At 57.8% G+C, this 24912-nt stretch carries 25 protein-coding genes; 13 read left to right on the top strand and 12 right to left on the bottom strand.

Annotated elements, in window-relative coordinates; genetic code table 11:
* Positions 1–205 precede the first annotated feature (205 nt).
* Positions 206–541 carry a universal stress protein UspB gene (gene uspB / locus ACOQH0_RS21835; RefSeq protein ID WP_003861224.1) on the top strand — a complete coding sequence of 112 codons (336 nt, stop codon included), beginning with the start codon at positions 206–208 and terminating at the stop codon, positions 539–541.
* A 54-nt stretch (positions 542–595) separates the two neighbouring features.
* Here the strand turns inward: uspB and pitA are convergent, their stop codons facing one another.
* Positions 596–2095 carry an inorganic phosphate transporter PitA gene (pitA, locus tag ACOQH0_RS21830; RefSeq protein ID WP_042717227.1) on the bottom strand — a complete coding sequence of 500 codons (1500 nt, stop codon included), beginning with the start codon at positions 2093–2095 and terminating at the stop codon, positions 596–598.
* Between the two features lie 228 nt (positions 2096–2323).
* Between pitA and ACOQH0_RS21825 the strand changes: the two genes are divergently transcribed.
* Positions 2324–3520 (top strand): NAD(P)/FAD-dependent oxidoreductase, encoded by a 1197-nt coding sequence (locus ACOQH0_RS21825; RefSeq protein WP_421511180.1) that lies wholly within the window; start codon positions 2324–2326, stop codon positions 3518–3520.
* A 32-nt stretch (positions 3521–3552) separates the two neighbouring features.
* Here the strand turns inward: ACOQH0_RS21825 and ACOQH0_RS21820 are convergent, their stop codons facing one another.
* Complete coding sequence (locus tag ACOQH0_RS21820) at positions 3553–4506, bottom strand: hydroxyacid dehydrogenase (protein ID WP_421511179.1); 954 nt, start codon at positions 4504–4506, stop codon at positions 3553–3555.
* The gene (locus ACOQH0_RS21815; RefSeq protein WP_042717231.1) at positions 4506–5198 is read right to left on the bottom strand and encodes an RraA family protein; all 693 of its coding nucleotides are present in this window, start codon (positions 5196–5198) and stop codon (positions 4506–4508) included. Before ACOQH0_RS21815 ends, ACOQH0_RS21820 begins: the two co-directional genes overlap by 1 nt.
* A 169-nt stretch (positions 5199–5367) precedes the next feature.
* Between ACOQH0_RS21815 and ACOQH0_RS21810 the strand changes: the two genes are divergently transcribed.
* Positions 5368–6105, top strand: coding sequence for an IclR family transcriptional regulator (locus tag ACOQH0_RS21810; RefSeq protein ID WP_421512386.1), 738 nt, complete (start codon positions 5368–5370; stop codon positions 6103–6105).
* 35 nt (positions 6106–6140) lie between these two features.
* Here the strand turns inward: ACOQH0_RS21810 and ACOQH0_RS21805 are convergent, their stop codons facing one another.
* The gene (locus ACOQH0_RS21805) at positions 6141–7475 is read right to left on the bottom strand and encodes an MFS transporter (protein WP_411777806.1); all 1335 of its coding nucleotides are present in this window, start codon (positions 7473–7475) and stop codon (positions 6141–6143) included.
* Positions 7476–7804: 329 nt separating this feature from the next.
* Between ACOQH0_RS21805 and ACOQH0_RS21800 the strand changes: the two genes are divergently transcribed.
* Complete coding sequence (locus ACOQH0_RS21800) at positions 7805–8830, top strand: TerC/Alx family metal homeostasis membrane protein (protein ID WP_421511178.1); 1026 nt, start codon at positions 7805–7807, stop codon at positions 8828–8830.
* A 496-nt stretch (positions 8831–9326) separates the two neighbouring features.
* Here ACOQH0_RS21800 and ACOQH0_RS21795 read toward each other — a convergent pair whose 3' ends face one another.
* Positions 9327–9989 carry an HAD family hydrolase gene (locus tag ACOQH0_RS21795; RefSeq protein ID WP_089598690.1) on the bottom strand — a complete coding sequence of 221 codons (663 nt, stop codon included), beginning with the start codon at positions 9987–9989 and terminating at the stop codon, positions 9327–9329.
* 237 nt (positions 9990–10226) lie between these two features.
* Between ACOQH0_RS21795 and ACOQH0_RS21790 the strand changes: the two genes are divergently transcribed.
* Positions 10227–10754, top strand: a complete 528-nt coding sequence (locus tag ACOQH0_RS21790) for an NlpC/P60 family protein (RefSeq protein ID WP_108417668.1) — start codon at positions 10227–10229, stop codon at positions 10752–10754.
* 4 nt (positions 10755–10758) lie between these two features.
* On the opposite strand, the gene ACOQH0_RS21785 is transcribed toward ACOQH0_RS21790, so the two are convergent.
* Both ACOQH0_RS21785 and ACOQH0_RS21780 read right to left on the bottom strand, forming a co-directional pair.
* Positions 10759–11553: an SDR family NAD(P)-dependent oxidoreductase gene (locus ACOQH0_RS21785; protein WP_172701558.1), complete on the bottom strand. Its 795-nt coding sequence runs from the start codon at positions 11551–11553 to the stop codon at positions 10759–10761.
* Positions 11554–11585: 32 nt separating this feature from the next.
* Complete coding sequence (locus tag ACOQH0_RS21780) at positions 11586–12467, bottom strand: LysR family transcriptional regulator (protein ID WP_421511177.1); 882 nt, start codon at positions 12465–12467, stop codon at positions 11586–11588.
* A 99-nt stretch (positions 12468–12566) separates the two neighbouring features.
* Between ACOQH0_RS21780 and ACOQH0_RS21775 the strand changes: the two genes are divergently transcribed.
* From ACOQH0_RS21775 to arnF, 8 genes are all read left to right on the top strand, one after another.
* Positions 12567–13073, top strand: a complete 507-nt coding sequence (locus tag ACOQH0_RS21775; RefSeq protein ID WP_421511176.1) for a phenolic acid decarboxylase — start codon at positions 12567–12569, stop codon at positions 13071–13073.
* 323 nt (positions 13074–13396) lie between these two features.
* Positions 13397–14536 carry a UDP-4-amino-4-deoxy-L-arabinose aminotransferase gene (gene arnB / locus ACOQH0_RS21770; protein WP_089598685.1) on the top strand — a complete coding sequence of 380 codons (1140 nt, stop codon included), beginning with the start codon at positions 13397–13399 and terminating at the stop codon, positions 14534–14536.
* A gap of 1 nt (position 14537) precedes the next feature.
* Entirely contained in the window at positions 14538–15521 is a 984-nt protein-coding gene (gene arnC, locus ACOQH0_RS21765; RefSeq protein WP_421512385.1) for an undecaprenyl-phosphate 4-deoxy-4-formamido-L-arabinose transferase, read from the top strand.
* Positions 15518–17500 (top strand): bifunctional UDP-4-amino-4-deoxy-L-arabinose formyltransferase/UDP-glucuronic acid oxidase ArnA, encoded by a 1983-nt coding sequence (gene arnA / locus ACOQH0_RS21760; RefSeq protein WP_010436592.1) that lies wholly within the window; start codon positions 15518–15520, stop codon positions 17498–17500. Before arnC ends, arnA begins: the two co-directional genes overlap by 4 nt.
* Complete coding sequence (gene arnD, locus ACOQH0_RS21755) at positions 17497–18399, top strand: 4-deoxy-4-formamido-L-arabinose-phosphoundecaprenol deformylase (protein ID WP_421511175.1); 903 nt, start codon at positions 17497–17499, stop codon at positions 18397–18399. The genes arnA and arnD overlap by 4 nt, the downstream gene beginning before the upstream one ends.
* Complete coding sequence (arnT, locus tag ACOQH0_RS21750) at positions 18396–20051, top strand: lipid IV(A) 4-amino-4-deoxy-L-arabinosyltransferase (protein ID WP_421511174.1); 1656 nt, start codon at positions 18396–18398, stop codon at positions 20049–20051. Before arnD ends, arnT begins: the two co-directional genes overlap by 4 nt.
* Positions 20048–20374: a 4-amino-4-deoxy-L-arabinose-phosphoundecaprenol flippase subunit ArnE gene (gene arnE / locus ACOQH0_RS21745; protein WP_089598681.1), complete on the top strand. Its 327-nt coding sequence runs from the start codon at positions 20048–20050 to the stop codon at positions 20372–20374. The genes arnT and arnE overlap by 4 nt, the downstream gene beginning before the upstream one ends.
* The gene (gene arnF, locus ACOQH0_RS21740) at positions 20371–20775 is read left to right on the top strand and encodes a 4-amino-4-deoxy-L-arabinose-phosphoundecaprenol flippase subunit ArnF (protein WP_218308714.1); all 405 of its coding nucleotides are present in this window, start codon (positions 20371–20373) and stop codon (positions 20773–20775) included. Before arnE ends, arnF begins: the two co-directional genes overlap by 4 nt.
* Here arnF and acpT read toward each other — a convergent pair.
* The 5 genes from acpT to ACOQH0_RS21715 are packed head-to-tail and all read right to left on the bottom strand — an operon-like array spanning position 20726 to position 24912.
* Positions 20726–21319 carry a 4'-phosphopantetheinyl transferase AcpT gene (gene acpT, locus ACOQH0_RS21735; protein WP_010436580.1) on the bottom strand — a complete coding sequence of 198 codons (594 nt, stop codon included), beginning with the start codon at positions 21317–21319 and terminating at the stop codon, positions 20726–20728. The genes arnF and acpT overlap by 50 nt on opposite strands.
* A gap of 2 nt (positions 21320–21321) precedes the next feature.
* Positions 21322–22551, bottom strand: coding sequence for a beta-ketoacyl-ACP synthase (locus tag ACOQH0_RS21730; RefSeq protein ID WP_421511173.1), 1230 nt, complete (start codon positions 22549–22551; stop codon positions 21322–21324).
* On the bottom strand, positions 22548–23279 hold the full coding sequence (locus ACOQH0_RS21725) for a 3-ketoacyl-ACP reductase FabG2 (protein ID WP_421512384.1): 732 nt from the start codon (positions 23277–23279) through the stop codon (positions 22548–22550). Before ACOQH0_RS21725 ends, ACOQH0_RS21730 begins: the two co-directional genes overlap by 4 nt.
* Entirely contained in the window at positions 23273–23746 is a 474-nt protein-coding gene (locus ACOQH0_RS21720; protein ID WP_421511172.1) for a 3-hydroxy-fatty acyl-ACP dehydratase, read from the bottom strand. Before ACOQH0_RS21720 ends, ACOQH0_RS21725 begins: the two co-directional genes overlap by 7 nt.
* Complete coding sequence (locus ACOQH0_RS21715; RefSeq protein WP_421511171.1) at positions 23746–24912, bottom strand: beta-ketoacyl-[acyl-carrier-protein] synthase family protein; 1167 nt, start codon at positions 24910–24912, stop codon at positions 23746–23748. Before ACOQH0_RS21715 ends, ACOQH0_RS21720 begins: the two co-directional genes overlap by 1 nt.

Below are 24912 nucleotides of genomic sequence, written 5' to 3'. Positions count from 1 at the left end.
CATATTTTTCAAGCTTTGGTGTTGATAACGATTAACCTTGTGGCAAAAAAATTAACGGATCTCCTACACTATTTAATGAACCGTTCGGATATTAAAACGCGAACCGGATCGACTTTTGGTCATTCTTTCACTGAACTGTCTGTCAGGGCATTGGAGTGCGGTAGCTCAGAAGCCTTGCTTCGTGGGCGGACGCCGGGGAGGATGTATGATTAGCACCGTCGCATTGTTTTGGGCGTTATGCGTAGTTTGCATAGTGAATATGGCGCGCTACTTCTCATCGTTACGTGCGCTGTTAGTAGTACTTCGTGGTTGCGATCCGTTGCTTTATCAGTATGTGGACGGTGGAGGGTTCTTCACCTCGCATGGACAGCCCAGCAAACAGATGCGTCTGGTGGGATACATCTACTACCAGCGTTACCGCGATCATCACGATGAAGAGTTTATCCGTCGTTGCGAGCGTCTGCGTCGTCAGTTCATTTTGACCAGTGCCCTGTGCGGGCTGGTCGTGGTCAGTATGATTGCATTGATGATTTGGCACTGAGCATAAAAAAAGCGGGTCAGTTTCCTGACCCGCTTTTTTATCGCCTTCAACCGATTAAATCAGCTTCAGCGAAATCCAGTACAAACCGCCAGACAGCAGGATGGATGCCGGAAGGGTAAACACCCAGGCCATCAGAATGTTGGTCACGGTTTTACGCTGCAGACCGCCGCCGTCAACAATCATGGTACCTGCCACGGACGAGGAGAGTACGTGGGTGGTGGATACTGGCATACCGGTGTAGCTCGCCAGACCGATAGAAACCGCCGCCGTCATCTGCGCAGACATACCCTGCGCATAGGTCATGCCTTTCTTACCGATCTTCTCGCCGATGGTGGTCGCCACACGACGCCAGCCAATCATTGTACCGATACCCAGTGCCAGCGCGACGGCCATGATGATCCAGATTGGCGCGTACTCAATGGTGTTGAGCATATCGCTTTTCAGTTTCTTCAGCAGACGTTTGTCGTCAGCATTCACTTCTGGCAGCTTCGCGACTTTATCCGTCACGTCAGAGATGCAGAGCATGATGCGACGCAGTTGACCACGCTGTTCAACAGCCAGTTTGTCGTAGCTTTCGATGTCGCCCAGCATGCCTTTGGCACGTTCCAGCGCGTTAATCGCGTTTGCCGGATGGCAGTGGAACTCGCCCGGCGCGGTGGTGGCACCCGCTTCAGGAGACGGAATCAACTGGTCAACGCCGGTCGCTTTCTTCAACAGGGCAGGATGCTGCTGGAAGTACACTTCGACGTTGTTAATTGCATCACGGGTACGGGTGATTTCGTAACCGGAGGCGTTCATGTTGACCACGAAGCCAGCCGGTGCGACGCCAATCAGTACCAGCATCACCAGACCAATCCCTTTCTGACCATCGTTCGCGCCGTGAGAGAACGCCACGCCAATAGCGGAAATGATCAGCGCAATACGCGTCCAGAATGGCGGCTTTTTCTTGCCGTCTTTCTTCTCACGCTCTGCTGGCGTCAGGTGGATACGCGCACGTTTTTTCGTGTTGCTCCAGTAGCGACGCAGGATGAAAATTAATCCACCCGCAACGACCAGACCCACGATAGGAGAGATGATCAAAGAGCCGAAAATCCCCAACACTTTCGGGATGTTCAGCGCATCAACAACGGACGTCCCGGTCATCAGGGCATTGGTTAACCCGATACCGATAATCGCGCCGATGAGTGTGTGAGAACTGGATGCAGGCAGGCCGAAATACCAGGTACCGAGGTTCCAGATAATTGCAGCAAGCAGCATTGAGAACACCATAGCAAGGCCATGGCCAGAACTAACGTTGAGAAGCAGATCCGTTGGCAGCATATGCACGATCGCATACGCAACGCTCAGTCCGCCCAGGAGGACACCGAAAAAGTTAAATACCGCCGCCATAACAACCGCAAGCTGCGATCGCATTGCGCGAGTGTAGATAACCGTTGCTACTGCGTTTGCAGTGTCGTGGAAGCCGTTGATCGCTTCGTAAAACAGTACAAAAACCAGAGCAAGCAATAATAAAAGCCCGGTATGTAAATCCAGGCCGGCAAACAAATGTAGCATAGGACGTTACGCCATTTTGAGGACATGAACGCGGCGCATTATCCAGGACAAATGCACGGCGGGCAAAGTGAAATATAGACTTTTTTTGACATACCACCTGATTTGGGAAAAGTGCCTGAAAGGATAATCTTTAAATATCAATGAAATGGCTTTGTAATATCTTTTTACGCTGGTGTGACCACAGAGGAAACTTTACAATCCGCGGCAGTTAACGAAGAGGATTTTGACGTGGAAAGGTTTGATGCCGTGGTAATTGGCGCCGGTGCGGCGGGTATGTTTTGTGCGGCAATGGCCGGACAGGCGGGTCGTCGCGTGCTGCTGCTGGATAACGGTAAAAAGCCAGGCCGTAAGATCCTGATGTCCGGCGGCGGGCGCTGCAACTTTACTAATCTGTATGTTGAACCCGCGGCCTATTTGAGCCAAAACCGTCATTTTTGCAAATCTGCGCTGGCGCGTTACACCCAGTGGGATTTTATCGATCTGGTGGGTAAGCACGGCATCGCGTGGCATGAGAAAACGCTGGGCCAGCTGTTCTGCGACGACTCCGCGCAGCAGATTGTCGATATGCTGGTGGCCGAGTGCGAGAAGGGTGGCGTGACGATGCGCCTGCGTACGGACGTGCTGGAGGTTGCCCGCGACGAGCAGGGTTACAGGCTACAGCTGAACGGTGAAACCGTCAGCGCCGACAGCCTGGTGATCGCCAGCGGCGGCCTGTCGATGCCGGGGCTGGGCGCGTCCCCGTTCGGCTATAAAATTGCCGAACAGTTTGGCCTGAAAGTCTTGCCAACGCGTGCCGGTCTGGTGCCGTTCACGCTGCATAAACCGCTTCTGGAACAGCTCCAGACGCTTTCCGGCGTGTCCGTTCCCTCGGTCATTACCGCCGAAGACGGCACGGTCTTCCGCGAAAACCTGCTCTTTACCCATCGCGGCCTCTCCGGTCCGGCGGTGCTGCAAATCTCCAGCTACTGGCAGCCGGGCGAATTTGTGACGGTAAACCTGGTGCCGGACTGCGATCTGGACGTGTTCCTCAACGATCAGCGTACCGCGCACCCGAATCAGAGCCTGAAAAATACCCTGGCGATGCAGCTGCCGAAGCGTCTGGTGGAGTGCCTGCAGGTGCTGGGGCAGATCCCCGATGTGTCGCTTAAGCAGCTAAACAGCCGCGAGCAGGACGCGCTGGTCGAGACGCTGACAGCCTGGCGCGTTCAGCCAAACGGCACCGAGGGCTACCGCACGGCGGAAGTGACGCTGGGCGGTGTTGATACGCACGAACTTTCTTCGCGCACCATGGAAGCACGCAATGTTCCAGGGCTCTACTTCATAGGTGAAGTGATGGACGTCACCGGCTGGCTCGGCGGGTATAACTTCCAGTGGGCGTGGGCCAGCGCCTGGGCGTGCGCGCAGGCGCTGGCAGAGAAACCGTGACGGAAGGGCGTTTCGGTTCGTCCATTTTCGAGCTAGCCGCTGACGGTAAGCATTCTTTCATCAGCCGCACTCAAAACGTCTACAATATTTCTGGCCGCCACGGTTCCCATTTTTATATATGACGCTGCGCTGACGCCGCCAATATGCGGGGAGATAATGATGTTATCGATGCCCTGCCAGATGTGCGGCGCGGTCAGCGGTTCGCTGGTAAAGCTGTCCAGCCCCGCGCTGTGCAGTGTTCCATCCTTTAACGCTGCGAACAATGACCTGTCGTGAATCAAGCCGCCGCGTGCCGTATTCACCAGGATAGCGTTTCGTTTAACGTGCGCGAGCGTCTCCGTATTGATCATGCCCCGATTCTCGTCGGTGAGGGGACAATGCAAAGAAATCACATCGGAGCGGGAAAGAAGGTCAGTCAGGGTATCAGTGCGCTCGCAGACGGAAGGCATTGATTTAGCGTAAGGATCGTAAGCCAGAACCCGCATACCAAAGGCGTGACCCATATTCGCCACCCGCGAGCCAATCGCCCCCAGCCCGATCAGCCCCAGCGTTTGCCCCTCCAGTTCGATGGATTTATGCGTGGCTTTGTCCCAGTGCCCTTCGCGCAGTCGCGTGTCCAGGGACACCACGGATTTGGCGCAGGCGAGAATCAACGCCCAGGTGTGTTCCGCCACCGCCGCTGCGTTTGCCCCCGGCGCGGATCGGACGGCGATGTTACGCTCGGCCGCCGCCGCCAGGTCTATCACATCGATCCCGCTTCCGTGTTTGGAAATAACCTTCAGGGCAGGCGCAGCATCCATGATTTTCGCGGTTATCTTGCCGTAACGTACCAGTATTGCCACCGGGTTATGCTGCTCGCACAGCGCAATAAGCCCATCCTCCGTGGGCTGGCGACCAGCAAACACCACCTCAAAACCCTGCAACATTTCCATGGCCTGCTCCGCCAGGTCGCTTCCGGTAACAATGACTACCTTTTTGTTTGCCATTACAGCGTCTCCCCGTCCGCCAGCATGCCCGCCTTGCGCAGCGCGTCGTTAAGCCAGTGTGGACGTAAATCTCCCTCGCGGATGGCGGCAAGACGTTTAGTCTCCATCTCCAGCTTTCCTTTTGCCAGGGCGATAATCTGCTGAACCTCATCGCGCGGGATCACCACCACGCCGTCGATATCGGCTACCACTAAATCTCCGGCCTGTACCGTCGCGCCGGCAACGGAAATCGGATGGTTAACCCGGCCAGGAATAGACTTTGTCGGGCCGCAGGGATTCAGACCGGCAGAGAAAACGGGATAGTTACCCTTGCTCAGCGTGTCAGCGTCACGCACTGCTCCGTCGATGATGATCCCGGCAATCCCGCTCGCCTGGGCCTGGGTTGCCATAATTTCACCCAGTAGCGCACAGCTCAGATCGCCTTTTCCATCGACGACCAGAACATCCCCGGGTTGGGCAACCGCCATCGCGGCGTGAATGGCCAGATTATCGCCTGGCCGTACCTCAACGGTGACGGCCGGGCCCGCAACGGCCATATGCGGTGCCAGCGGCTTGATGCGGCCATGGAGCGTGCCGCGGCGTCCGGCAACATCCGCGAGGATAGCTGCCTGATACTCTGCGGCCTGGCGAACCTCTTCAGCAGAAACGCGTTCGAAGTGGCGATTGATCGTTGGTTTTTCAGAAACGGACATGAATGCCTCCATATTGTTTTACTGTGTACAATTCAGGTGTACAATACGAAACAACTATAGCGGTGTTGCTTTCCTTTTAGCCAGACCCGAGAGGGGGTTTGTGATGTAAACACGAAGTGACTCACAAAATTTGAGGTACACTCACTGCCGGGCTGAAAAGGAGATAATGATGGGGAATGAAGGCGTTGTAGCGGTTGAAAAAGCGCTGGCTTTACTGGATTGCTTCCGTCCTGGCGATGAAAGCCTGACGCTGACCGCGCTGGCTCAGCTATCGGGTTATCATAAAACCACGGTTTACCGCTTGATGAATTCTCTTGAACGGATGAACTATGTCGTCAGGCATGATGACGGCAATTATGCGCTTGGCCCTCGTCTGCTTTACCTCGGTAAGCTGTATGAACAGTCTTTCCATCTTTCCAGGGTAGTTCAACCTGAGCTACAGGCTTTATCCCTGGCTTCTCAGGAGAGTGCCAGCTGGTATGTGTTAGAGGGCGGGCAACGTCTGTGCCTGTTTCGTGCTGAAGCCTCACATGGGCTTCGTCACAGCAATCTTCCCGGCACACAGTTCCCGCTGGACGATTCTGCCATCAGTCAGGTCCTACGCCATTGGGGTCTCAATGAACGCCTGCCGGGCGGTGAGCCTGCTGTTCCGCTCTACACCGCAGGTGCCCGCGATCCCCATACTGCTGCGTTTGCAATGCCGGTCTTCGGTGTTCACGACAAGTTGATTGCGGTGCTGGCTTTGACCGGGCCCATATCAAGATTGACAGAAGACCGCAGGGAGCAAGGTATCAGCCAGTTGATGCATGACACTGCCAGCCGCCTGTCACAGAAAATGGGGGCGAGTAAGCCCTTCTGCCAGCAGTTTTACGGTGAAACGAGCGATACAGCAGAAGAAAACCGTTAACGAAAAGCGGGACACGCGTCCCGCTTTTGTTATCGTTAATTTGTTACCTGCTTCTCGTGTAGCTGAGTGTTGCGGGTCTGTCGGCCCATCATCAGCACCGCGATCCCCCCCGCCACACACAGCGCGGCCAGCGGAAGCATAGCCAGCGTATAACTGCCCGTCCGCTCATTGATAATGCCGTACGCATTTACCATTACTGCTCCGCCAATCAGGTTCGCGATGGCGCCAATCGCGGCGAGTCCTGCTGCCGCCGAGGTACTGCTCATCCAGCCGGACGCCAGCGCCCAGAAAGGCCCTTTCATTGAATAAGCGCCGATGAGCATGATGCTGAGAATAACAATGGTGGCAGCAAGGGAGACGCTGACAAATGCGGCAAATACGCCTGCGGCAATCATGAAAAGCGTCAGCGCGGTATGCCAGCGGCGTTCGTTGGTTCGGTCAGAACTTCGTCCCCATACAATCATGAGTACGGATGCCAGACCGTACGGGATGGCGTTGAACAGGCCTGTCTCAAGATTATTGAGATGGAAGGATTTCAGCAGTTGAGGAGACCATACGCTGATGGTCGTGCCGGCAGACGATGCGCCAGCGTAAATCAGCGCCAGCAGCCAGATTTGGCGGTGCTTCAGCAGCTGCCACGTCGTTTGATGTCCAATATTCTTTTGCTGATTGCGCTCGTTTTCCAGCGTGGTTTCCAGCCATTGCTTCTGCTCACTGCTGAGCCAGTTCGCCTGATGGGGGCGATCGCGGAGAATAAACCAGGCGGCAATGCCGAGCAGTACGGCGGGCAAACCTTCAATGATAAACAGCAGATGCCAGCCACGCAGACCCAGCCAGCCGTCCATGGACAGTATCAACCCGGAAAGCGGGGAGCCGATGAAGTTGGCGAGTGGGATGGCGACCATAAAGGAGGCAATAATGCGTGCGCGGTAACGGGAAGGGATCCACCAGGTCAGATAAAGCACGACGCCAGGGAAGAAGCCCGCCTCTGCGGCGCCGAGAAGAAAACGGACGATATAGAGCGACGTGGTGTTCTGGACCAGCGACATACACATGGACACAATGCCCCAGCTAATCATGATGCGCGGGATCCAGATACGTGCGCCGACTTTTTGCATCGCCAGGTTGCTTGGCACTTCAAACAAAAAATAGGCCACAAAGTAAAGGCTGCTGGCGAAGCCAAATGCCGCTTTGCTGAGGCCAAGATCCTCATTCATCTGCAGCGAAGCCATGCCGATATTACCGCGATCGATAATGGAGATCAGATAGCTGACGATGAGGAACGGCAGGATACGCCAGATCACTTTCCGCATCGTCTCTTTTTCTATCTCCTCAGTGGCGGTTGCGCCATAACGTGTTTGTTCTGTCATTGTGTCCTCGCAGGGTTTATTCTTGGTTTTATCAGGTACAACTCGGTTTTATTAAACAAAACCACTATAGCGGCGGCGCGTTCTTTTTATCCAGTTAATGGAAGGTTTAAATTATGTAAATAAGAGGTGACTCACATATAAAGTTCTTAACGTAATGCGTCTAAACGGCAGATGCGCCACCCTACGTTGTGAGGTAAAGTACACACCTTGCGCAGTCACAGAGCTGCGGTTTTGAGGGTGGAGACGTTGATCAACAGTCCACCCTTTTTCTCGGCTGGTTTACGCCAGTCTGCATGGTGCTGTGTTTTGCCTCTATAAAAGGGTTGTGTATGTCTGCTGCTCATCTCGGTTTCCCGACGGAAACCGTTGTTGTCTTTGTCGTAATGGCCGTTGGGGCGATGTTTATTGACCTCTTCATGCACCGTCACGATAAACCTGTCTCGCTGAAAAGCGCGGCGATGTGGTCCGTTTTCTGGTTCTCGATGGCGATGGCGTTTGCCGGGTTCCTGTACATCCACCACGGTGCCGAAATGGCGAGCCTGTTCCTTACCGGCTACGCGCTTGAGGAAGTTCTCTCCATCGATAACCTGTTCGTGATGATGGCCATCTTCGCCTGGTTTGGCGTGCCGGATAAATACCGTCACCGTGTGCTCTACTGGGGCGTGCTGGGGGCGATTGTTTTCCGCGGTATCTTTGTGGCTATCGGTACCAGCCTTTTAAGTCTGGGACCGTACGTTGAGGTGGTTTTCGCGCTGGTCGTCGGCTGGACGGCGGTGATGATGCTCAAGCGTAATGAAGAGAGCGATGAAGTTGAAGATTACTCCGGTCATCTGGCTTATCGTCTGGTAAAACGCTTTTACCCGGTCTGGCCGAAAATCAGCAGCCACGCGTTTATCCTGACGCAAAAAGAGGTGGATGCTGAGCTGGAGAAGCCAGAAAACCAGGACGTCATGGTTGGCCGCGTGAAGAAAGCGAAGCGCTACGCGACGCCGTTACTGCTCTGTGTGGCGGTGGTGGAACTCTCTGACGTGATGTTCGCGTTTGACTCCGTACCGGCCATTATCGCGGTGAGCCGCGAACCGCTGATTATCTACAGCGCCATGATGTTCGCTATCCTCGGCCTGCGTACCCTTTACTTCGTGCTGGAAGCGCTGAAGCAGTACCTGGTGCACCTCGAGAAAGCCGTAGTGCTGCTGCTGTTCTTTGTGGCATTCAAGCTGGGTCTGAATGCCACCGATCACTTCTGGCATCACGGTTACAGCATTGGCGCGACGGCCAGTCTGTTTGTGGTATTGGGCGTGCTGGCGCTGGGGATTATTACGAGCGTGATGTTCCCAGGGAAACGTGAGGCCTGATGTACCGTTTGTCTCCCTCTCCCTGTGGGTTGAGGGATCCCCACAAAATAATGCCGGCAAAGACGACTCCCTCTCCCTTGAGGGAGAGGGCTGGGGTGAGGGGGAACATACGGCTGTGGAGGTTATTCCGTTCACTTTATGTTCCTTGCTACTCTGCAAGGACATAACCGGTGAACGTGCCAGGGTGGCTCAGTCGCCACCACCCTGGCGACCCGGGCTCCCGGCGGTAAATCGCCGCTTCGCGGTACCCTCGGCTTATTCCTTCCGGCTTGTCGGGGACGGGCGAAGGCAACGTCCATGTAAAGCCCGCCCTCTCGGCGCATCCCTGCGCCTCGCCCCGGCCGGAAGGCAAACGCCTCAGCGATTTACAGCCGGACCAGGGCGTCGCTGTGAGTCATTGATTATCCTGAAACAACATTCATCGCTTCCGGTTAAAAAATTACTGGGGATCCCTCTCCCTGTGGGAGAGGGCCGGGGTGAGGGCAAACGACCGCACTTACCCCTTAATCGGTGAATTCCGACGCTTGCGCGGATGATGGAAGTGACGCCAGTGTGGATCCTGCGCTGCCGCCAGCAGTTCGTGGTCACCACGGGTGTCACCCCAGGCGCGCAGGTGGTAGGTGTTGAGATCGCCGTAGACCTTTTCCAGCCTCGCGACTTTCTGTGCACAGCGGCAGTTATTGCCGGTGATACGTCCGGTCAGCTTGCCGTTTTTCACTTCCAGTTGCGTACCAATCAGCTTAATGCCGAGCTTATCCGCCCACGGCTGAAGCACCAGTGCCGGGGAGGCGGAGCAGATAGTCACTTCCGCACCGGAATTCACCTCAGCCGCCACGGCTAAAACCCCTTCAGGGCGCATCAGCTTGTTCCAGTATTTTTCACAAAAGGCTTCCGCCTGCTGACGTAACCAGTGCTCGTCCACCCCTGTCAGGAACGTTTTGATCAACACCTCTTTCAGCTCATCACGCGTTAGCTTGCGGCGCACGCAGTGGAGCGTCGGTAACGCCATCCGTACCAGCCGTCCCGCAAAGTAACGCTTGCCAAAGGCAAAGCGCAGGAAAGGGATAAAGCTGTCGTGATGCGTCAATGTTCCATCAAAGTCAAAGACAGAGAGCACGTGGGATTTGGCCACGGCGTCGTCGGCAATCATATTGGTCATAAATACGTCTTAGCTGAAATACACATTCTGCTCATTAGTTTACCTGCTTTAACGCCACAGTCCTTATACCAGGCGCGTTTTTTTCTCATTCTTGCGACAGGGCCGAAGAGTCCAAAATCAGACCCGATAAGAATTGGATGAAAAACGAACAGTCTATATTATCGCCACATTGCACGATTTTTGGGGAAATATTGGCCCCACCCGTAAGGAAAAACTCACTCACTGCTTCTTTTTGATATGACTCTTAGATCGCTTATTTCAATACTCTCGTTAAGTTTTGCCTCGTTTTCAGCATTTAGTTTTCAACTGCCTGCTTCCATGTTGTCAATGAACAGCGAGCTGTCGGCATCCCCGGCAACGTCCGGGCTGATGCATCAGCAAACGGGTCCGCTACGTTCCCGCATTCTCGATCAATACCAGAAATGGAAAGGGACCCACTACCAGTGGGGAGGAACTACGCATCGCGGGGTAGATTGCTCTGCGCTGATGCAGCACCTCTTCAGTGATGCCGCACACCTGAAACTGCCGCGCACCACGAGCGAGCAGATCCATCGCGGTGTGCAGGTGGCACAATACCGTTTGAAGGCCGGAGATTTGGTGTTTTTCCAGACGGGCCCGAACCGAAAGCATGTGGGCGTTTACATTGGTGATAGCCAGTTTATTCACGCCTCGAGCAGCCAGGGCGTAACGGTTTCAACCCTGACGGACAACTACTGGCAGGAACATTTCATCACCGCCCGCCGGGTGGCGGGCGCTGCAGCCTGACGGCTCAGATGATGTCATCCACCACGCCACCATCGACGCGCAGTGCCGCGCCGGAGGTGGCGGAGGCCTGCGTCGAACAGACATACACCACCATATTCGCCACTTCTTCCACCGTCGCGGCGCGCTGAATCACCGAGCTGGGGCGATTAGCCATCACAAACTCTTTCGCCAGTTGCTCCAGCGATTTCCCGGTTTTCTCGATCTCGTCCTTCATCATCCCGGCAAAACCGTCAGACATCGTCGGTCCTGGCAGGACGCTGTTAACCGTGACGCCGCTTCCGGCTACAAATTTCGCCAGCCCGCGCGCCAGCGAGAGCTGCGCCGTTTTGGTCACGCCATAGTGGATCATATCCGCCGGAATATTGCAGGCTGATTCGGACGAAATAAACACCACGCGCCCCCAGCCTTTCTGCACCATGCCGGGCAGCAGGGCGCGGGAGAGGCGCACGCCGGACATTACGTTGGTCTGCCAGTAACGCTCCCAGGTGTCATCGTCGGTGGAGTAGAAATCCTGCGGGCCGTAAATCCCCGCGTTGTTGACAAGAATGTCGACGTTCGTTGCCACGTTCAGCAGCGCGTCCACCCCTTCCGGTGTACTGAGATCGGCAATGGCCGCCCGCACCTGCACGCCGGGCACGACCTGCTGGAGTTGCTGAATACCCTTGTTTACCGAGTCCGTGCTGCGGCCATTCACAATCACTTCCGCACCACTTTCAGCCAGCCCTCGGGCGATAGCGAACCCAATCCCGCCGGTTGAGGCGGTCACCAGCGCCACTTTCCCCGTAAAATCGATTTTCATGCTCCGCTCCTTGTGGTTTTAACGTTCAGACCTTAAAGCGTAGCAGGTGAGGATGACGGCTCCTGTTTAAAAAGGTGCAGCAGGGTGTCCACCTGCTCATCCAGCGGGCTGAGCGAGCGCTTAACGATGAGGTGCAGCGGCGTCGCGCGGCGCACGCCGTGGCTGAGCGGCAGCGCTTTCAGAATGCCTTGTTCCAGCTGCGTTTGAATACGCTCTTCCGGCAGCCAGCCGTATCCAACCTGGTTCATCACCGCTTCGATGGCGGCATCAATGGTGGAAAATGTCCAGGACCCGCCAGCAGGACGGGCAGCAGGCTGGCTGTCCGCAATCTGGATCAGCGGCCACGGGCGCAGTAGTTCATCGTTCAGCGGTGCATCAAGTGCAAACAGAGGGTGCTCGTGATGGGCAACGGCGACAAAGTCGATATTCATCAGCCATTCGCCCAGTCCGGTAATGTCCTGGCGGCGGGTGAGGATCATCACGTCGGCTTCATCATTCAGCGCATCGTTGCGGCTGTTTTCCAGCACTTCGGTAAGCCGCACCTGCGTTTGCGGATAGCGCTGCTGGAACTGCCGCAAAATGGCGAACAGGCGGCGACGCGGGAAAATACTGTCAACCATGAGGTCGAGCCGGGTCCGCATGCCGCTCTGCAGCGTCGCGGCGCGCGTCTCGACGTAAGAGAACGCCTTCAGCAGCGGTTTAACCTGACTCAGTAATAATTCCCCTGCGGGGGTGAGCACGGCCCGTCTTCCCTCCGCCATCAGCAGCGCCACGCCCAGCCGCTCCTGCAGCAGCGACAGGTTATAGCTGACCGAAGACTGGCTGCGGTGGGTCTCTTCCGCTGCTTTAGCAAAGCTGCCAGCCTCCACCACTCTCTCCAGCAAGGCCCATTGTTCGAGCGTCGTCTTGTGCATAATTAATCTAAAATTTGGATGAATTTGATTCAAACATAGCGTTATTCATTCGTTTTTTGAAGGAATAAGATCGTCTCATCAAAACAAAGGAGACATCTTATGAACACCTTCGACAAACATGATTTAAGCGGCTTCGTCGGCAAACATCTGGTTTATACCTACGATAACGGCTGGAACTATGAAATTTATGTCAAAAACGAAAACACCCTCGACTACCGTATTCACAGCGGCCTGGTCGGCAACCGCTGGGTGAAAGACCAGCAGGCGTACATCGTCCGCGTTGGGGAGAGCATCTATAAAATCTCCTGGACCGAGCCCACCGGCACCGACGTGAGCCTGATTGTGAACCTGGGCGACAGCCTGTTCCACGGCACGATCTTCTTCCCGCGCTGGGTAATGAACAATCCGGAAAAAACCGTCTGCTTCCAGAACGATCACATTCCGCTGATGAATAGCTATCGCGATGTGGGCCCGGCATATCCAACCGAAGTGATTGATGAATTTGCCACTATTACTTTTGTTCGCGACTGCGGTGCTAACGATGAAAGCGTTATTGCGTGCGCTGCCAGTGAACTTCCAAAAAACTTTCCTGATAATTTAAAATAAGCGCGACAATTAACTAAAAAGAAAAGTTCCCGGCTCATTTCATATTTATTCGAAATGGTCGGGAATTTTTTGTTTGTTGATGTTTGGTTTAGATAAAAAGCGCGTTAACGGTGAGCGTAATCACAAAATAAATAATTCATAATTTAACAACTCTTTGTTTATTAATTGATTTTAGTTGTTTGGCTATTCCTCTTTTTCGCCATCTTAATTTTTCCCTAAGAAATGAACGTTACCTTGAGATGAGTTTATGGTTCGTTGAAATAAACGCGTCGGCATTTGGTTAATATCAAAAAGTTGCCTTAAACATCTCAAGGAAATTAATAATGCGTGATTTTTTGCCGTTTTCTCGTCCTTCAATGGGCGCTGAGGAAATCGCCGCCGTGCAGGAGGTATTAACCTCCGGCTGGATCACCACCGGGCCGAAAAATCAGGCGCTGGAAGACGCGTTTTGTACGCTTACCGGAAACCGTCATGCGATTGCCGTCTCCTCCGCCACGGCGGGGATGCATGTCACTCTGATGGCGATGGATATCGGTCCCGGCGATGAGGTGATTACCCCCTCCCTGACCTGGGTGTCGACGCTGAATATGATCGTGCTGCTGGGCGCCACGCCGGTGATGATCGACGTCGACAAAGAGACGCTGATGGTGACGCCTGAGGCGGTCGAGGCCGCCATTACGCCCCGCACGAAAGCCATTGTGCCGGTGCATTATGCGGGCGCGCCGTGCGATATCGACGCCATTCGCGCCGTCGGTGAACGCCACGGTATTCCCGTCATTGAAGATGCCGCCCATGCCGCCGGAACCTACTACAAAAACCGTCACGTGGGCTGGCAGGGCACGGCCATCTTCTCCTTTCACGCCATCAAAAACATGACCTGCGCCGAAGGTGGCCTGGTGGTGACGGATGACGCACAGCTGGCGCAAAAAATCCGCAGCCTGAAGTTCCACGGTCTGGGCGTAGATGCCTATGACCGCCAGACCCACGGCCGCGCGCCGCAGGCGGAGGTCATCACCCCTGGCTTCAAATACAACCTTGCGGATATCAACGCCGCGCTGGCGCTGGTGCAGCTGGGCAAGCTGGGCGAGGCCAATAAGCGCCGTCGCGACATTGCCGACCGCTACCGGCTTGAACTCGCGGATACCCCTTTCCAGCCGCTGCGCACCCCGGCCTGGCCGCATCTGCATGCCTGGCACCTGTTTATTATTCGCGTGGATGAAGCCCGGTGCGGCATTTCGCGCGATGCCCTGATGGCCGCGCTGAAAGAGCAGGGCATCGGTACCGGCCTGCACTTCCGCGCGGCCCACACGCAAAAATATTACCGCGAGCGTTTTCCGGAGGTCTCACTCCCGAACACCGAATGGAACAGCGCGCGTATTTGTTCTCTCCCTCTTTTCCCGGACATGACCCATGACGACACAACCCGCGTCATTACCGCGCTCCATCAGCTTGCAGGACATTGATATGTTCAGCGCGCCGCCCGTTCAAAAAGTCTCCGTGGTGATCCCGGTCTACAACGAGCAGGAGAGCCTGCCGGAGCTGATCCGCCGTACAACCGCTGCCTGTGACACCCTGGGCAAGGCTTACGAAATTCTGTTGGTGGATGATGGCAGCAGCGATGACTCCGCGATGATGCTGACCGACGCCGCGCAGGCGGAGGGCAGCCATATTGTTGCCGTGCTGCTTAACCGTAACTACGGCCAGCACTCGGCGATCATGGCCGGGTTCAGCCACGTGACGGGCGATCTGGTGATAACGCTGGACGCTGACCTGCAAAACCCGCCGGAAGAGATCCCACGCCTGGTTGCCAAAGCCGACGAGGGCTACGACGTGGTCGGCACCGTGCGGCAAAACCGTCAGGACAGCCTGTTCCGCAAGCTGGCCTCACGCACCATTAACCGGCTGATCCAACGCACCACCGGCAAAGCGATGGGCGATTACGGCTGCATGCTGCGCGCCTATCGCCGCCACATCATCGACGCCATGTTGCACTGCCACGAACGCAGTACCTTCATTCCGATTCTGGCGAACACCTTTGCCCGTAAAGCGACGGAGATCCCAGTGCTGCACGCCGAGCGCGAGCACGGGGAGTCAAAGTACAGCTTTATGCGGCTGATCAACCTGATGTACGACCTCATCACCTGCCTGACCACCACGCCGCTGCGCCTGCTGAGCGTTTTCGGCAGCGTTATCGCGCTGGCCGGGTTTGCGCTTTCCGTTCTGCTGGTCGTGCTGCGGCTGGCCTATGGCCCACAGTGGGCGGCGGAAGGGGTCTTTATGCTGTTTGCCGTGCTGTTCATGTTCATCGGCGCTCAGTTCATTGGTATGGGCCTGCTCGGTGAATACATCGGCCGTATTTACAACGATGTTCGCGCGCGTCCGCGCTACTTTATTCAACGGGTTGTCCGTCAGGAACACACCGCATCTCAAGAGGAAAAACTCCCATGAAAGCTGTCGTCTTCGCCTATCACGATATGGGGTGCTCGGGCACGCAAGCCTTGCTGGACGCGGGCTTCGACATTACGGCCATCTTCACGCATCCGGACGTTGCCGGAGAAAACCATTTCTTTGGCTCGGTGGCGCGTATTGCGGCTGAACACGGGATCCCGGTGTACGCCCCGGACGACGTGAACCACCCGCTGTGGGTGGATCGCATTCAGAAACTCGCGCCGGACGTGATTTTCTCGTTCTATTACCGCAACCTGCTCTGCGATGCGATCCTGAGCGTGGCAGACAAAGGGGCGTTCAACCTGCACGGCTCCCTGCTGCCAGCCTACCGTGGCCGCGCCCCGCTGAACTGGGCGCTGGTTAACGGTGAAACGGAAACCGGCGTAACGTTGCACAAAATGGTGCGACGTGCCGATGCGGGCGGCATCGTGGCGCAGCAGAAAGTGAGCATTGACGCCGATGAGACGGCGCTGGAGCTGCACCGCAAGCTCTGCACCGCCGCGCAAAGCCTGCTGCGCGACGCGCTGCCGACGATCCTTCAGGGAACCTTTACCGAAACCGCGCAGGATGAAAGCAAGGCCAGCTGCTTCGGTCGCCGCACGCCGGAAGATGGCCGTCTGGACTGGAACCAACCGGCCCGCCAGCTGCACAACCTGGTACGCGCCGTGACCGACCCGTGGCCGGGTGCATACAGCTTTGCGGGCGTGAGTAAATTTATCGTCTGGAAATCCCGCGTGCGTGACGACATTCCTGCCGCCAAACCGGGCACCGTCGTCTCGGTCTCCCCGCTGATTGTGAGCTGCGGCGAGCAGGCGCTGGAGATCGTCACCGGACAAACCGACAGCGGCTTGTACGTTCAGGGGGCGCAGCTGGCGCAGTCTCTGGGGCTGGTGGCGGGGGCGCTGATCACCAGCGCGCCGGTGGTAGCGCTCAAACGGCGCACGCGCGTGTTGATCCTCGGGGTGAACGGGTTTATCGGTAACCACCTCACCGAGCGCCTGCTGAAAGACGACAACTACGAGATCTACGGTCTGGACATTGGATCCGATGCGATCGGCCGTTTCCTCGGTAATCCGCGCTTCCACTTCGTTGAAGGGGACATCAGCATCCACTCCGAATGGATCGAGTACCACATCAAGAAATGCGACGTGGTGCTGCCGCTGGTGGCGATTGCCACACCGATTGAGTACACCCGTAATCCGCTGCGCGTGTTCGAGCTGGATTTCGAAGAGAACCTGAAGATTATCCGCGACTGCGTGAAATACGATAAGCGCATCATCTTCCCGTCCACTTCTGAGGTGTACGGCATGTGTACCGATAAGAACTTCGACGAGGACACCTCCAGCCTGGTGGTCGGGCCGATCAACAAGCAGCGCTGGATCTACTCCGTCTCCAAGCAGCTGCTGGATCGCGTGATTTGGGCCTACGGCGAGAAAGAGGGGCTACGCTTTACCCTGTTCCGTCCGTTTAACTGGATGGGGCCGCGTCTGGATAACCTGAACGCCGCGCGTATCGGCAGCTCCCGCGCCATCACCCAATTGATCCTGAACCTGGTGGAAGGGTCGCCCATCAAGCTTATCGAAGGCGGCAAACAGAAACGCTGCTTCACCGATATCAGCGACGGCATCGAAGCGCTGTTCCGCATCATCGAAAACAAAGACGGCCGCTGCAACGGGGAGATCATCAACATCGGCAACCCGGACAACGAAGCGAGCATCCGCGAGCTGGCGGAAATGCTGCTGGCAAGCTTTGAGCGCCATCCGCTGCGCAGCCAGTTCCCGCCGTTTGCCGGGTTCCGCGAAGTGGAGAGCAGCAGCTACTACGGCAAAGGCTATCAGGACGTTGAGCACCGCAAACCGAGCATCCGCAACGCGAAGCGCTGCCTGAACTGGACGCCAACCGTGAAGATGGAGCAGACCATTGATGAAACGCTCGACTTCTTCCTGCGCACCGTGGAGCTGTCGGAACAGGCATCATGAAAAAGGTCGGTTTACGCATTGATGTCGACACCTTTCGCGGCACCCGCGACGGCGTCCCGCGGCTGCTGGAACTGCTGAGCAAGCACGACGTGCGTGCCAGCATTTTCTTCAGCGTCGGGCCAGACAACATGGGGCGTCATCTGTGGCGCCTGGTTAAACCGGCATTTCTGTTCAAAATGCTGCGCTCGCGCGCGGCATCCCTCTACGGCTGGGATATTTTGCTGGCGGGGACCGCCTGGCCCGGCAGGCGCATCGGGGCGGGGAATGAAGCGATTATCTGCGAAGCGGCGCATCAGCACGAAGTGGGGCTTCACGCCTGGGATCACCATGCCTGGCAGGCCTGGGCGGGCGTCTGGGATATTCCGCGCCTGGAACAAGACGTCGAGCGCGGCGTGCAGGAGCTGGAGGCGATTACCGGTCAGCCCGTGCGCTGTTCCGCCGCGGCGGGATGGCGTGCCGACCAGCGCGTGGTGAAAGCCAAGGAGACCTTCGCGTTTCGCTATAACAGCGATTGTCGCGGTACTGCCCCGTTTTTACCGCTGTTAGGGAACGATCGCACCGGTACGGTTCAAATTCCGGTCACGCTGCCGACCTGGGATGAAGTGGTCGGGCGCGACGTCAGTGCCGCAGGGTTTAACCGCTACATACTGGACTGCATGCATCGCGACGAGGGTACGCCGGTCTACACGATTCACGCCGAGGTGGAAGGGATCGCGTATCAGCGTGATTTTGATGCGCTGTTGACGATGGCTGCCGCCGAGGGCATTCAGTTCTGCCCGCTCGGCGACATGCTGCCAGACGATCTCAGCACCTTGCCGGTCGGCAAAATTGTGCGCAATGAAATGGCCGGTCGGGAAGGCTGGCTTGGCTATCAACAAACCGTGAGCCCGGTATCATGAAAGCAGCCCGTTATGGCGTAGCGCTTCTCGCACTGTTTATTGTTTACTACGTTATCCCGGTCGATCTCCGCCTGTTGTGGCAGCCGGACGAGACGCGCTACGCGGAAATCAGCCGTGAAATGCTCGCCTCAGGCGACTGGATTGTGCCGCATTTTCTCGGCCTGCGTTACTTTGAAAAGCCGATTGCCGGTTACTGGGTTAACAGCATCGGGCAGCTGATCTTTGGCCACTCCAACTTTGCCGTGCGCGCCGGAGCGATCTTCTCCACCGGGTTGACGGCGCTGCTGGTCATCTGGCTCGCCTGGCGCCTCTGGCAGGATAAGCGGGTGGCGATTTTCTCCGGCCTTATCTTCTTAACGTTGTTCCTGGTCTATGGCATCGGCACCTACGCCGTGCTGGATCCGATTATCGCCCTGTGGCTGGCGTTAGCGATGTGCAGCTTCTGGCTGGCCGCACGGTCGAAAACCGTGGCCGGAAAAGCGGGGGGCTACATTCTGCTGGGGCTGGCCTGCGGCATGGGCGTCATGACCAAAGGCTTCCTGGCGCTGGCGGTTCCGGTGATGGGCGTGCTGCCGTGGGTGATTGCGCAGAAACGCTGGAAAGAGGTGCTTGTTTTCAGCTGGCTGGCGATCCTGAGCTGCGTGCTTATCGTCCTGCCCTGGGGGCTGGCGATCGCCCAGCGCGAACCGGATTTCTGGCGTTACTTCTTCTGGGTGGAGCATATCCAGCGTTTTGCGCAGAGCGATGCTCAGCATAAAGCGCCGTTCTGGTACTACCTGCCGTTCCTCGTCGCGGGGAGTCTGCCCTGGCTGGCGCTGCTGCCGGGCGCGCTGCGCCTCGGCTGGCGTGAGAGGCAAAATGAGGGGGCGGGGCTCTATCTGCTGGGCTGGGTGGTGATGCCGCTGCTGTTCTTCAGCATCGCCAAAGGCAAGCTGCCCACCTATATCCTGCCGTGCTTCGCGCCGCTGGCTATCCTGATGGCGCGCTACGCCTGCACGATGGCGGAAAAAGGAGCCCGCGTGCTGCGCGTCAACGGCGGCATCAACCTCGCGTTTGGCATTATCGGCGTGGTGGCGGCGCTGGTGGTGTCGCCGTGGGGACTCGCTAAACATCCGGTCTGGACATCGGTTGAACTGTACAAAGTCTTCTGTGCCGCGATCGCTTTTCTTATCTGGGCCGCGGTGGGCTGGTTTACGCTGAAGCAGAGCGCGCGGCGCTGGTGGCTCGCGGCACTTTGTCCTGCCGGTCTTGCGCTGCTCATTGGGTTTGCCATCCCTAACCTGGTGGTGGATTCCAAACAGCCGCAGTCGCTGGTGGATACCGTGCGTATGCCGCTGGAGGAGAGCCGGTTTGTGCTGGCAAACAACGTTGGCGTGGCGTCGGGGCTGGCGTGGGAACTGAATCGTCATGACATCATTCTTTTTGGCCAGACCGGGGAGCTGAAATATGGCCTCGGTTACCCGGATGTGAAAGGACGGTTTGTGAGCAATGGTGACATCGCACAATGGCTCGAAACGCATCGTCAGCAGGGGCCGGTATCACTGGTGATCCTGCTTTCAAAAAACGATGACATTGCCCGCGCCGGGCTGCCGAAACCGGACAGCCTGACGATTCAGGGGCGTCTGGCCTACCTGCAATATCTGCCGCAATGATGGCCTGGATCTGGCTGGTACTGGCAAGCCTGCTGAGCTGCGCAGGGCAGCTGTGTCAGAAACAGGCAACCCGGGCGAAGGGCGGTCAGCGAACTGCCCTGTGGCTTGGGCTGGCCTTGCTGGCGCTTGGCTGCGGGATGCTTGCCTGGCTGGTGGTGTTGCAGCTTCTGCCCGTCGGCGTGGCTTACCCCATGCTCAGTCTGAACATTGTCTGGGTCACGCTGGCGGCGAAAATCGTCTGGCATGAGTCCGTCCCGTCACGCCACTGGCTGGGCGTCGGGTTGATTATGGTCGGGATTATCCTGCTGGGAGGAAGCCTGTGAAGGGGACATGTTGGGCGTTATGCAGCGTGGTGTTGGTCAGCGTGGCGCAGCTGGTGCTGCGCCACGCCATGGTGACGCTGCCGCCGGTGAGTGACGCCTTTTTTGCTGCCCTCTGGCACGCCGCGCCCGGCACGGGAACCTTGATGCTGGGTCTAACTGGCTATGTTGCCTCGATGGGCTGCTGGTATCTGGCCCTGCAGCGCATGGCGCTCAGTAGAGCCTATGCCCTGCTGAGTCTCAGCTACATTCTGGTGTGGGGTGCCGCCGTTGTGCTGCCCGGCTGGGGAGAACACTTTTCCTGGCGCGGGCTGGCGGGTGTTGGCCTGATTATTCTCGGCGTGCTGACGATCTTTATGCCGCAGACGTATTGGGGTAAGAAATCGACTCGGCGGTCAAGGTAAAGGGCGTCGGGGTACACACCGCCAGGCTCAGCGTGCCAAAGCGCAGCTGGCTCACCGAATGCGTCTGCGCGGTGCTGTCGATGCTGACAATCTGCCAGGCGCTGCCGCCGCGCTGTTTTACAATCGCCTCTTTCCGCGTCCAGATACGCCAGAAGGCAGAAAGCTGTTCCTCGGGCGCTTCGCGCTCAAGCTCTTCATGCTCGGTGATGCTAAAGACGGCATTCGCCAGCGCCTGCCAGTTCTGCCGCGGGCGGATCACTTCGATATCGCAGCCGACTTCACCTTCGTCGCTCATCAATAAGGCAATGTCGTCGCCGCTATGGCTCAGGTTGAACCACAACGGGTGCCCCTTCGCAAAAGCTGGTTTTCCCTGTTCACCGTAAATGATGTCGGGCAGCGGCGAGGGGGATAATGTTCTGGCGAGCAGCGTCCGGCCTGCGAGCCAGGATGCGTTTCGCGCACCCTGAGGTGCCCTGTCTGCGAGCGTTGACGCCAGCGGGTCCGCGCTAAGGGTGGAGATTTTTCCCAGTACAAACTGGTACATAGTTACGCCCAGCGTTTAATGATTATCGAAGTATTGATGCCGCCGAATGCGAAGTTATTGCTTTGCAGATACTCACAGTCAATCTGACGGGCTTCCCCCATAATATAATCTAAAGCGCCGCATTGCTCATCCGGTTGTCTTAAATTGAGCGTTGGAATGAACCAGCCTTCGCGCATCATCTCCAGGCTCAGCCAGGCTTCCAGCGCCCCGCACGCGCCCAGCGTGTGGCCAAAATAGCTTTTCAGGGATGAAATGGGCACGCTGTCGCCGAAAATGGCGGCGGTGGCCTGACTCTCGGCGATGTCCCCGCGATCGGTCGCCGTGCCGTGGGCGGAAATGTAGCCAATATCCTGAGGGCTCAGACCCGCCATCGCCAGCGACTGTTCCATACAAATCTGCATGGTTTCACGCTGGGGCTGGGTGATATGGGCCGCATCGCAGTTGGTGGCAAAGCCCACAATCTCGCCGTAAATTGTCGCACCGCGCGCTTTGGCGTGCTCCAGCTCTTCCAGAATGACGGTGCCTGCACCTTCGCCAATCACCAGGCCGTCGCGCTGGCTGTCGAAAGGCGACGGCGTGGTTTTGGGCGCGTCGTTACGCTGGCTGGTGGCGAAGAGGGTATCAAAAACGGCGGCTTCCGAGGGGCAAAGCTCTTCCGCACCGCCCGCCACCATCACGGTTTGATAACCATGACGAATGGCCTCCCACGCATAGCCAATCGCCTGGCTCCCGGAGGTACAGGCGCTCGAGGTGGGGATCACCCGTCCGCGCAGGCCAAAGAACAGTCCCGTGTTGACGGCAGTAGTGTGCGGCATCATCTGCACATAGGTCGTGCCGGTGATGTTATGGGTGTGCTTTTCCATAAGCATGGACGCGAATTCGCTCACCGGCCCGGTGCTGCCCGTCGACGAGCCGTAGGCAATGCCGGTTTGACCGCTGGTCAGTACGGGGTCGTCGATCAGGCCCGCCTGCTCCAGCGCCAGCTCGGTGGCACGGGTAGAGAGCAGCGACACGCGACCCATGGCCCGAATCCGCTTGCGGGTGTAGTGATCCGGCAGGGTGAAGTCCTCAATGGGCGCGGCCAGCAGGGTTTGCAGACCGTCAAACGCCTGCCATTCAGACATGGTGCGCACCGCATTTTCATACCCGCGCAGGCGGCGTGAAATGGTCGGCCACGCTTCGCCAAACGCGGTGATGCCGCCCATGCCGGTAATCACGACGCGGCGCGTCATAGCATACCTCCGTTAATCGAGATCACCTGGCGCGTCACATAGCCCGCCTTGTCTGACATCAGGTAGCTCGCCAGCCCGGCCACTTCGTCAACGTGGCCCATACGCTGCATCGGGATCATCGACATTGCCGCGTTCAGCGCGGCCTCGTCCATCTCGATCATGCCGGTATCAATCAGCCCCGGCGCGATGCAGTTCACGGTGATTTTGCGCTTCGCCAGCTCAACGGCCAGCGCTTTGGTGGCCCCGATAATCCCGGCTTTGGCAGCGCTGTAGTTCACCTGCCCGCGGTTGCCCATCAGGCCAGAAACCGACGACAGGGTGATAATCCGCCCGCCCTTGCGGGTGCCGATCATCGGCATAATGCAGGGATGGATAACGTTATAGAAACTGTCGAGATTGGTGTGGATCACGCTGTCCCAGTCATCCTCGCTGAGCGCCGGAAACGCGCCGTCGCGGGTGATGCCTGCGTTACTGACCACGCCATACCATGCGCCGTGGTCAGCTATTTCCTGTTCCAGCACCGCGCGGCACTGCTCGCGGTTGCTCACGTCGAAGGCAAGTAAACGGCCCGTGCCGCCCGCCTGAACAATCGCGTCGAGTGTCTCCTGTGCGCCAGCGGCATCGCGGTGGTAATGCACGCCCACGGTGAAACCGTCAGCCGCAAGCTGAAGGGCAATAGCGCGGCCAATGCCTTTGCTGGCACCGGTGACCAGTACGGATCTCATGATGGCGTTCCCTGATTGAAAAGTGATGTTAATTCTTCTTCGCTCGGCTGGAAGGTGTTCACCCGGCCCGTGGCAAGGGAGGCGTTATCCGCGTGGATGACGCACTCGAAGCTGCCAAAGCGTTCATCCTGCATCAGCCGTTCGATGGTAATGGTCAGCGTGGTGCCTGCGGTAAAAAGCCCTGCGGCGCATACCAGCTCACGCGCGCCCAGCACCATGCCCAGCGGGCTGTGCGGCAGCCCTTTTTGCAGACGATGCCACTCAGACCAGACGCCGACGGTCTGCGCCATCAGCTCCAGCGCAAACCAGCCCGGCAGGTTGCCGTCGGCGTTCAGAAACGGGGCGAGCACGCCGTGCCCGCTCACCGTGACGCTGCACGCTGCGCCATTGTCGGTGACGCTCTCGACGGTCTCCAGCAGCATCATGGGCGCGCCGTGAGGAAGGTACCCGGCGGGGGGTAAATATTTCATCACACTCTCCCCAGCAGCAGGCTGGCGTTGTTGCCGCCAAACGCGAACGAGTTCGACAGGATCGCCGGTTTTTTCAGCGGGGCAGGCGCGTGCAGCAGTCCGCAGGCGGGCAGCGTGTCGTCCTGCGCGTAGCGGGAAAAATCCTGCGGCGGCAGGGGCAGGTTGCGGGTCAGGATCAGCCAGCTTAGCGCGGCCTCGGTGATCCCGGCGGCGCCCAGCGTGTGGCCGGTCAGATGTTTGGTGGAACTGCACGGCACGCGTTCGCCAAACAGATCGTGGGTCACCTGCGCCTCAATGCGATCGTTAAGCGGCGTGGCGGTACCGTGCAGGTTGATATAGCCGATATCATCCGCCGTCATGCCCGCCTCGTTCAGCGCCTGCGTGATGGCGCGGATGGCCCCTTCACCCTGCGGGTGCGGCGCGGAAATATGATACGCATCGCTGGATTCACCCGCGCCCAGCAGCGCGATCTCTCCCGGCTCGCGGGTTAGCACCATCAGCGCCGCCGCTTCACCAATGGTGATCCCCCGGCGGTCACGGCCAAAGGGTTCGCACAGGGTTGGCGAGAGGGACTCCAGGCTGTTAAACCCGTTAACCGGCATGCGGCTCAGGCTGTCGGCACCGCCCACAATGGCGACATCCACCAGCCCGGCGTTGATCAAACGACAACCGCTGATGATTGCCCGCGCGCTGGAGGAGCAGGCGGTCGAGAGGGTATATGCCGGGCCGTCCAGCTCAAGCCAGCTGGCGAGAAAGCGCGACGGATCGCCCAGCTCCTGCTGCGGGTATTGCCACTGCGGGCTCTCCTCGCCGTTCTGAGAGAGGCGCACGTACGCGTCACCTTCGTCCAGTCCGGACGTGCTGGTGCCAAGCACCACCGCCACGCGGTCGCGTCCCACGCGCGCGATGGCCGCATCGACGGCAGGCTGGATCTGCGCCAGCGCCGCCAGCAACAGCTGGTTGTTACGGCTGCGATGCGCCGACAGGTGGTCCGGTATTGACGGCAGCTCGCCCTCCACGCCGCCCAGCACCGCATCCGGCACGCCCTGCAGCCAGCCCGCGCGGTGACGCATCCCCGGCGCAACGCCTGCGGTCAGGTTTGCCGCAATCTCATCAGCCGAGTTGCCCAGGGCGTTGACCATGCCAACGGCAGAAAGGTAGATCAT

The sequence above is a fragment of the Enterobacter sp. JS8-1 genome, from assembly GCF_049187015.1.
In the GTDB taxonomy this organism is placed as follows: domain Bacteria; phylum Pseudomonadota; class Gammaproteobacteria; order Enterobacterales; family Enterobacteriaceae; genus Enterobacter; species Enterobacter mori.
Note: the sequence above shows the minus strand (reverse complement) of the source record. Positions and strands in the feature narration are given on the sequence as shown.

Excerpts from the sequence above, each read along its gene's own strand:
- ACOQH0_RS21820 (WP_421511179.1), bottom strand. The coding sequence starts at position 4,506 with ATGGCAAACAAAAAGGTAGTCATTGTTACCGGAAGCGACCTGGCGGAG.
- arnE (WP_089598681.1), top strand. The coding sequence starts at position 20,048 with ATGATGGCCTGGATCTGGCTGGTACTGGCAAGCCTGCTGAGCTGCGCA.
- ACOQH0_RS21785 (WP_172701558.1), bottom strand. The coding sequence starts at position 11,553 with ATGAAAATCGATTTTACGGGGAAAGTGGCGCTGGTGACCGCCTCAACC.
- ACOQH0_RS21715 (WP_421511171.1), bottom strand. The coding sequence starts at position 24,912 with ATGATCTACCTTTCTGCCGTTGGCATGGTCAACGCCCTGGGCAACTCG.
- arnT (WP_421511174.1), top strand. The coding sequence starts at position 18,396 with ATGAAAGCAGCCCGTTATGGCGTAGCGCTTCTCGCACTGTTTATTGTT.
- ACOQH0_RS21730 (WP_421511173.1), bottom strand. The coding sequence starts at position 22,551 with ATGACGCGCCGCGTCGTGATTACCGGCATGGGCGGCATCACCGCGTTT.
- uspB (WP_003861224.1), top strand. The coding sequence starts at position 206 with ATGATTAGCACCGTCGCATTGTTTTGGGCGTTATGCGTAGTTTGCATA.
- ACOQH0_RS21795 (WP_089598690.1), bottom strand. The coding sequence starts at position 9,989 with ATGACCAATATGATTGCCGACGACGCCGTGGCCAAATCCCACGTGCTC.
- ACOQH0_RS21800 (WP_421511178.1), top strand. The coding sequence starts at position 7,805 with ATGTCTGCTGCTCATCTCGGTTTCCCGACGGAAACCGTTGTTGTCTTT.
- arnD (WP_421511175.1), top strand. The coding sequence starts at position 17,497 with ATGAAAAAGGTCGGTTTACGCATTGATGTCGACACCTTTCGCGGCACC.
- ACOQH0_RS21810 (WP_421512386.1), top strand. The coding sequence starts at position 5,368 with ATGGGGAATGAAGGCGTTGTAGCGGTTGAAAAAGCGCTGGCTTTACTG.
- pitA (WP_042717227.1), bottom strand. The coding sequence starts at position 2,095 with ATGCTACATTTGTTTGCCGGCCTGGATTTACATACCGGGCTTTTATTA.
- ACOQH0_RS21805 (WP_411777806.1), bottom strand. The coding sequence starts at position 7,475 with ATGACAGAACAAACACGTTATGGCGCAACCGCCACTGAGGAGATAGAA.
- arnC (WP_421512385.1), top strand. The coding sequence starts at position 14,538 with ATGTTCAGCGCGCCGCCCGTTCAAAAAGTCTCCGTGGTGATCCCGGTC.
- ACOQH0_RS21790 (WP_108417668.1), top strand. The coding sequence starts at position 10,227 with ATGACTCTTAGATCGCTTATTTCAATACTCTCGTTAAGTTTTGCCTCG.
- arnB (WP_089598685.1), top strand. The coding sequence starts at position 13,397 with ATGCGTGATTTTTTGCCGTTTTCTCGTCCTTCAATGGGCGCTGAGGAA.
- ACOQH0_RS21815 (WP_042717231.1), bottom strand. The coding sequence starts at position 5,198 with ATGTCCGTTTCTGAAAAACCAACGATCAATCGCCACTTCGAACGCGTT.
- arnA (WP_010436592.1), top strand. The coding sequence starts at position 15,518 with ATGAAAGCTGTCGTCTTCGCCTATCACGATATGGGGTGCTCGGGCACG.
- ACOQH0_RS21720 (WP_421511172.1), bottom strand. The coding sequence starts at position 23,746 with ATGAAATATTTACCCCCCGCCGGGTACCTTCCTCACGGCGCGCCCATG.
- ACOQH0_RS21780 (WP_421511177.1), bottom strand. The coding sequence starts at position 12,467 with ATGCACAAGACGACGCTCGAACAATGGGCCTTGCTGGAGAGAGTGGTG.
- acpT (WP_010436580.1), bottom strand. The coding sequence starts at position 21,319 with ATGTACCAGTTTGTACTGGGAAAAATCTCCACCCTTAGCGCGGACCCG.
- ACOQH0_RS21775 (WP_421511176.1), top strand. The coding sequence starts at position 12,567 with ATGAACACCTTCGACAAACATGATTTAAGCGGCTTCGTCGGCAAACAT.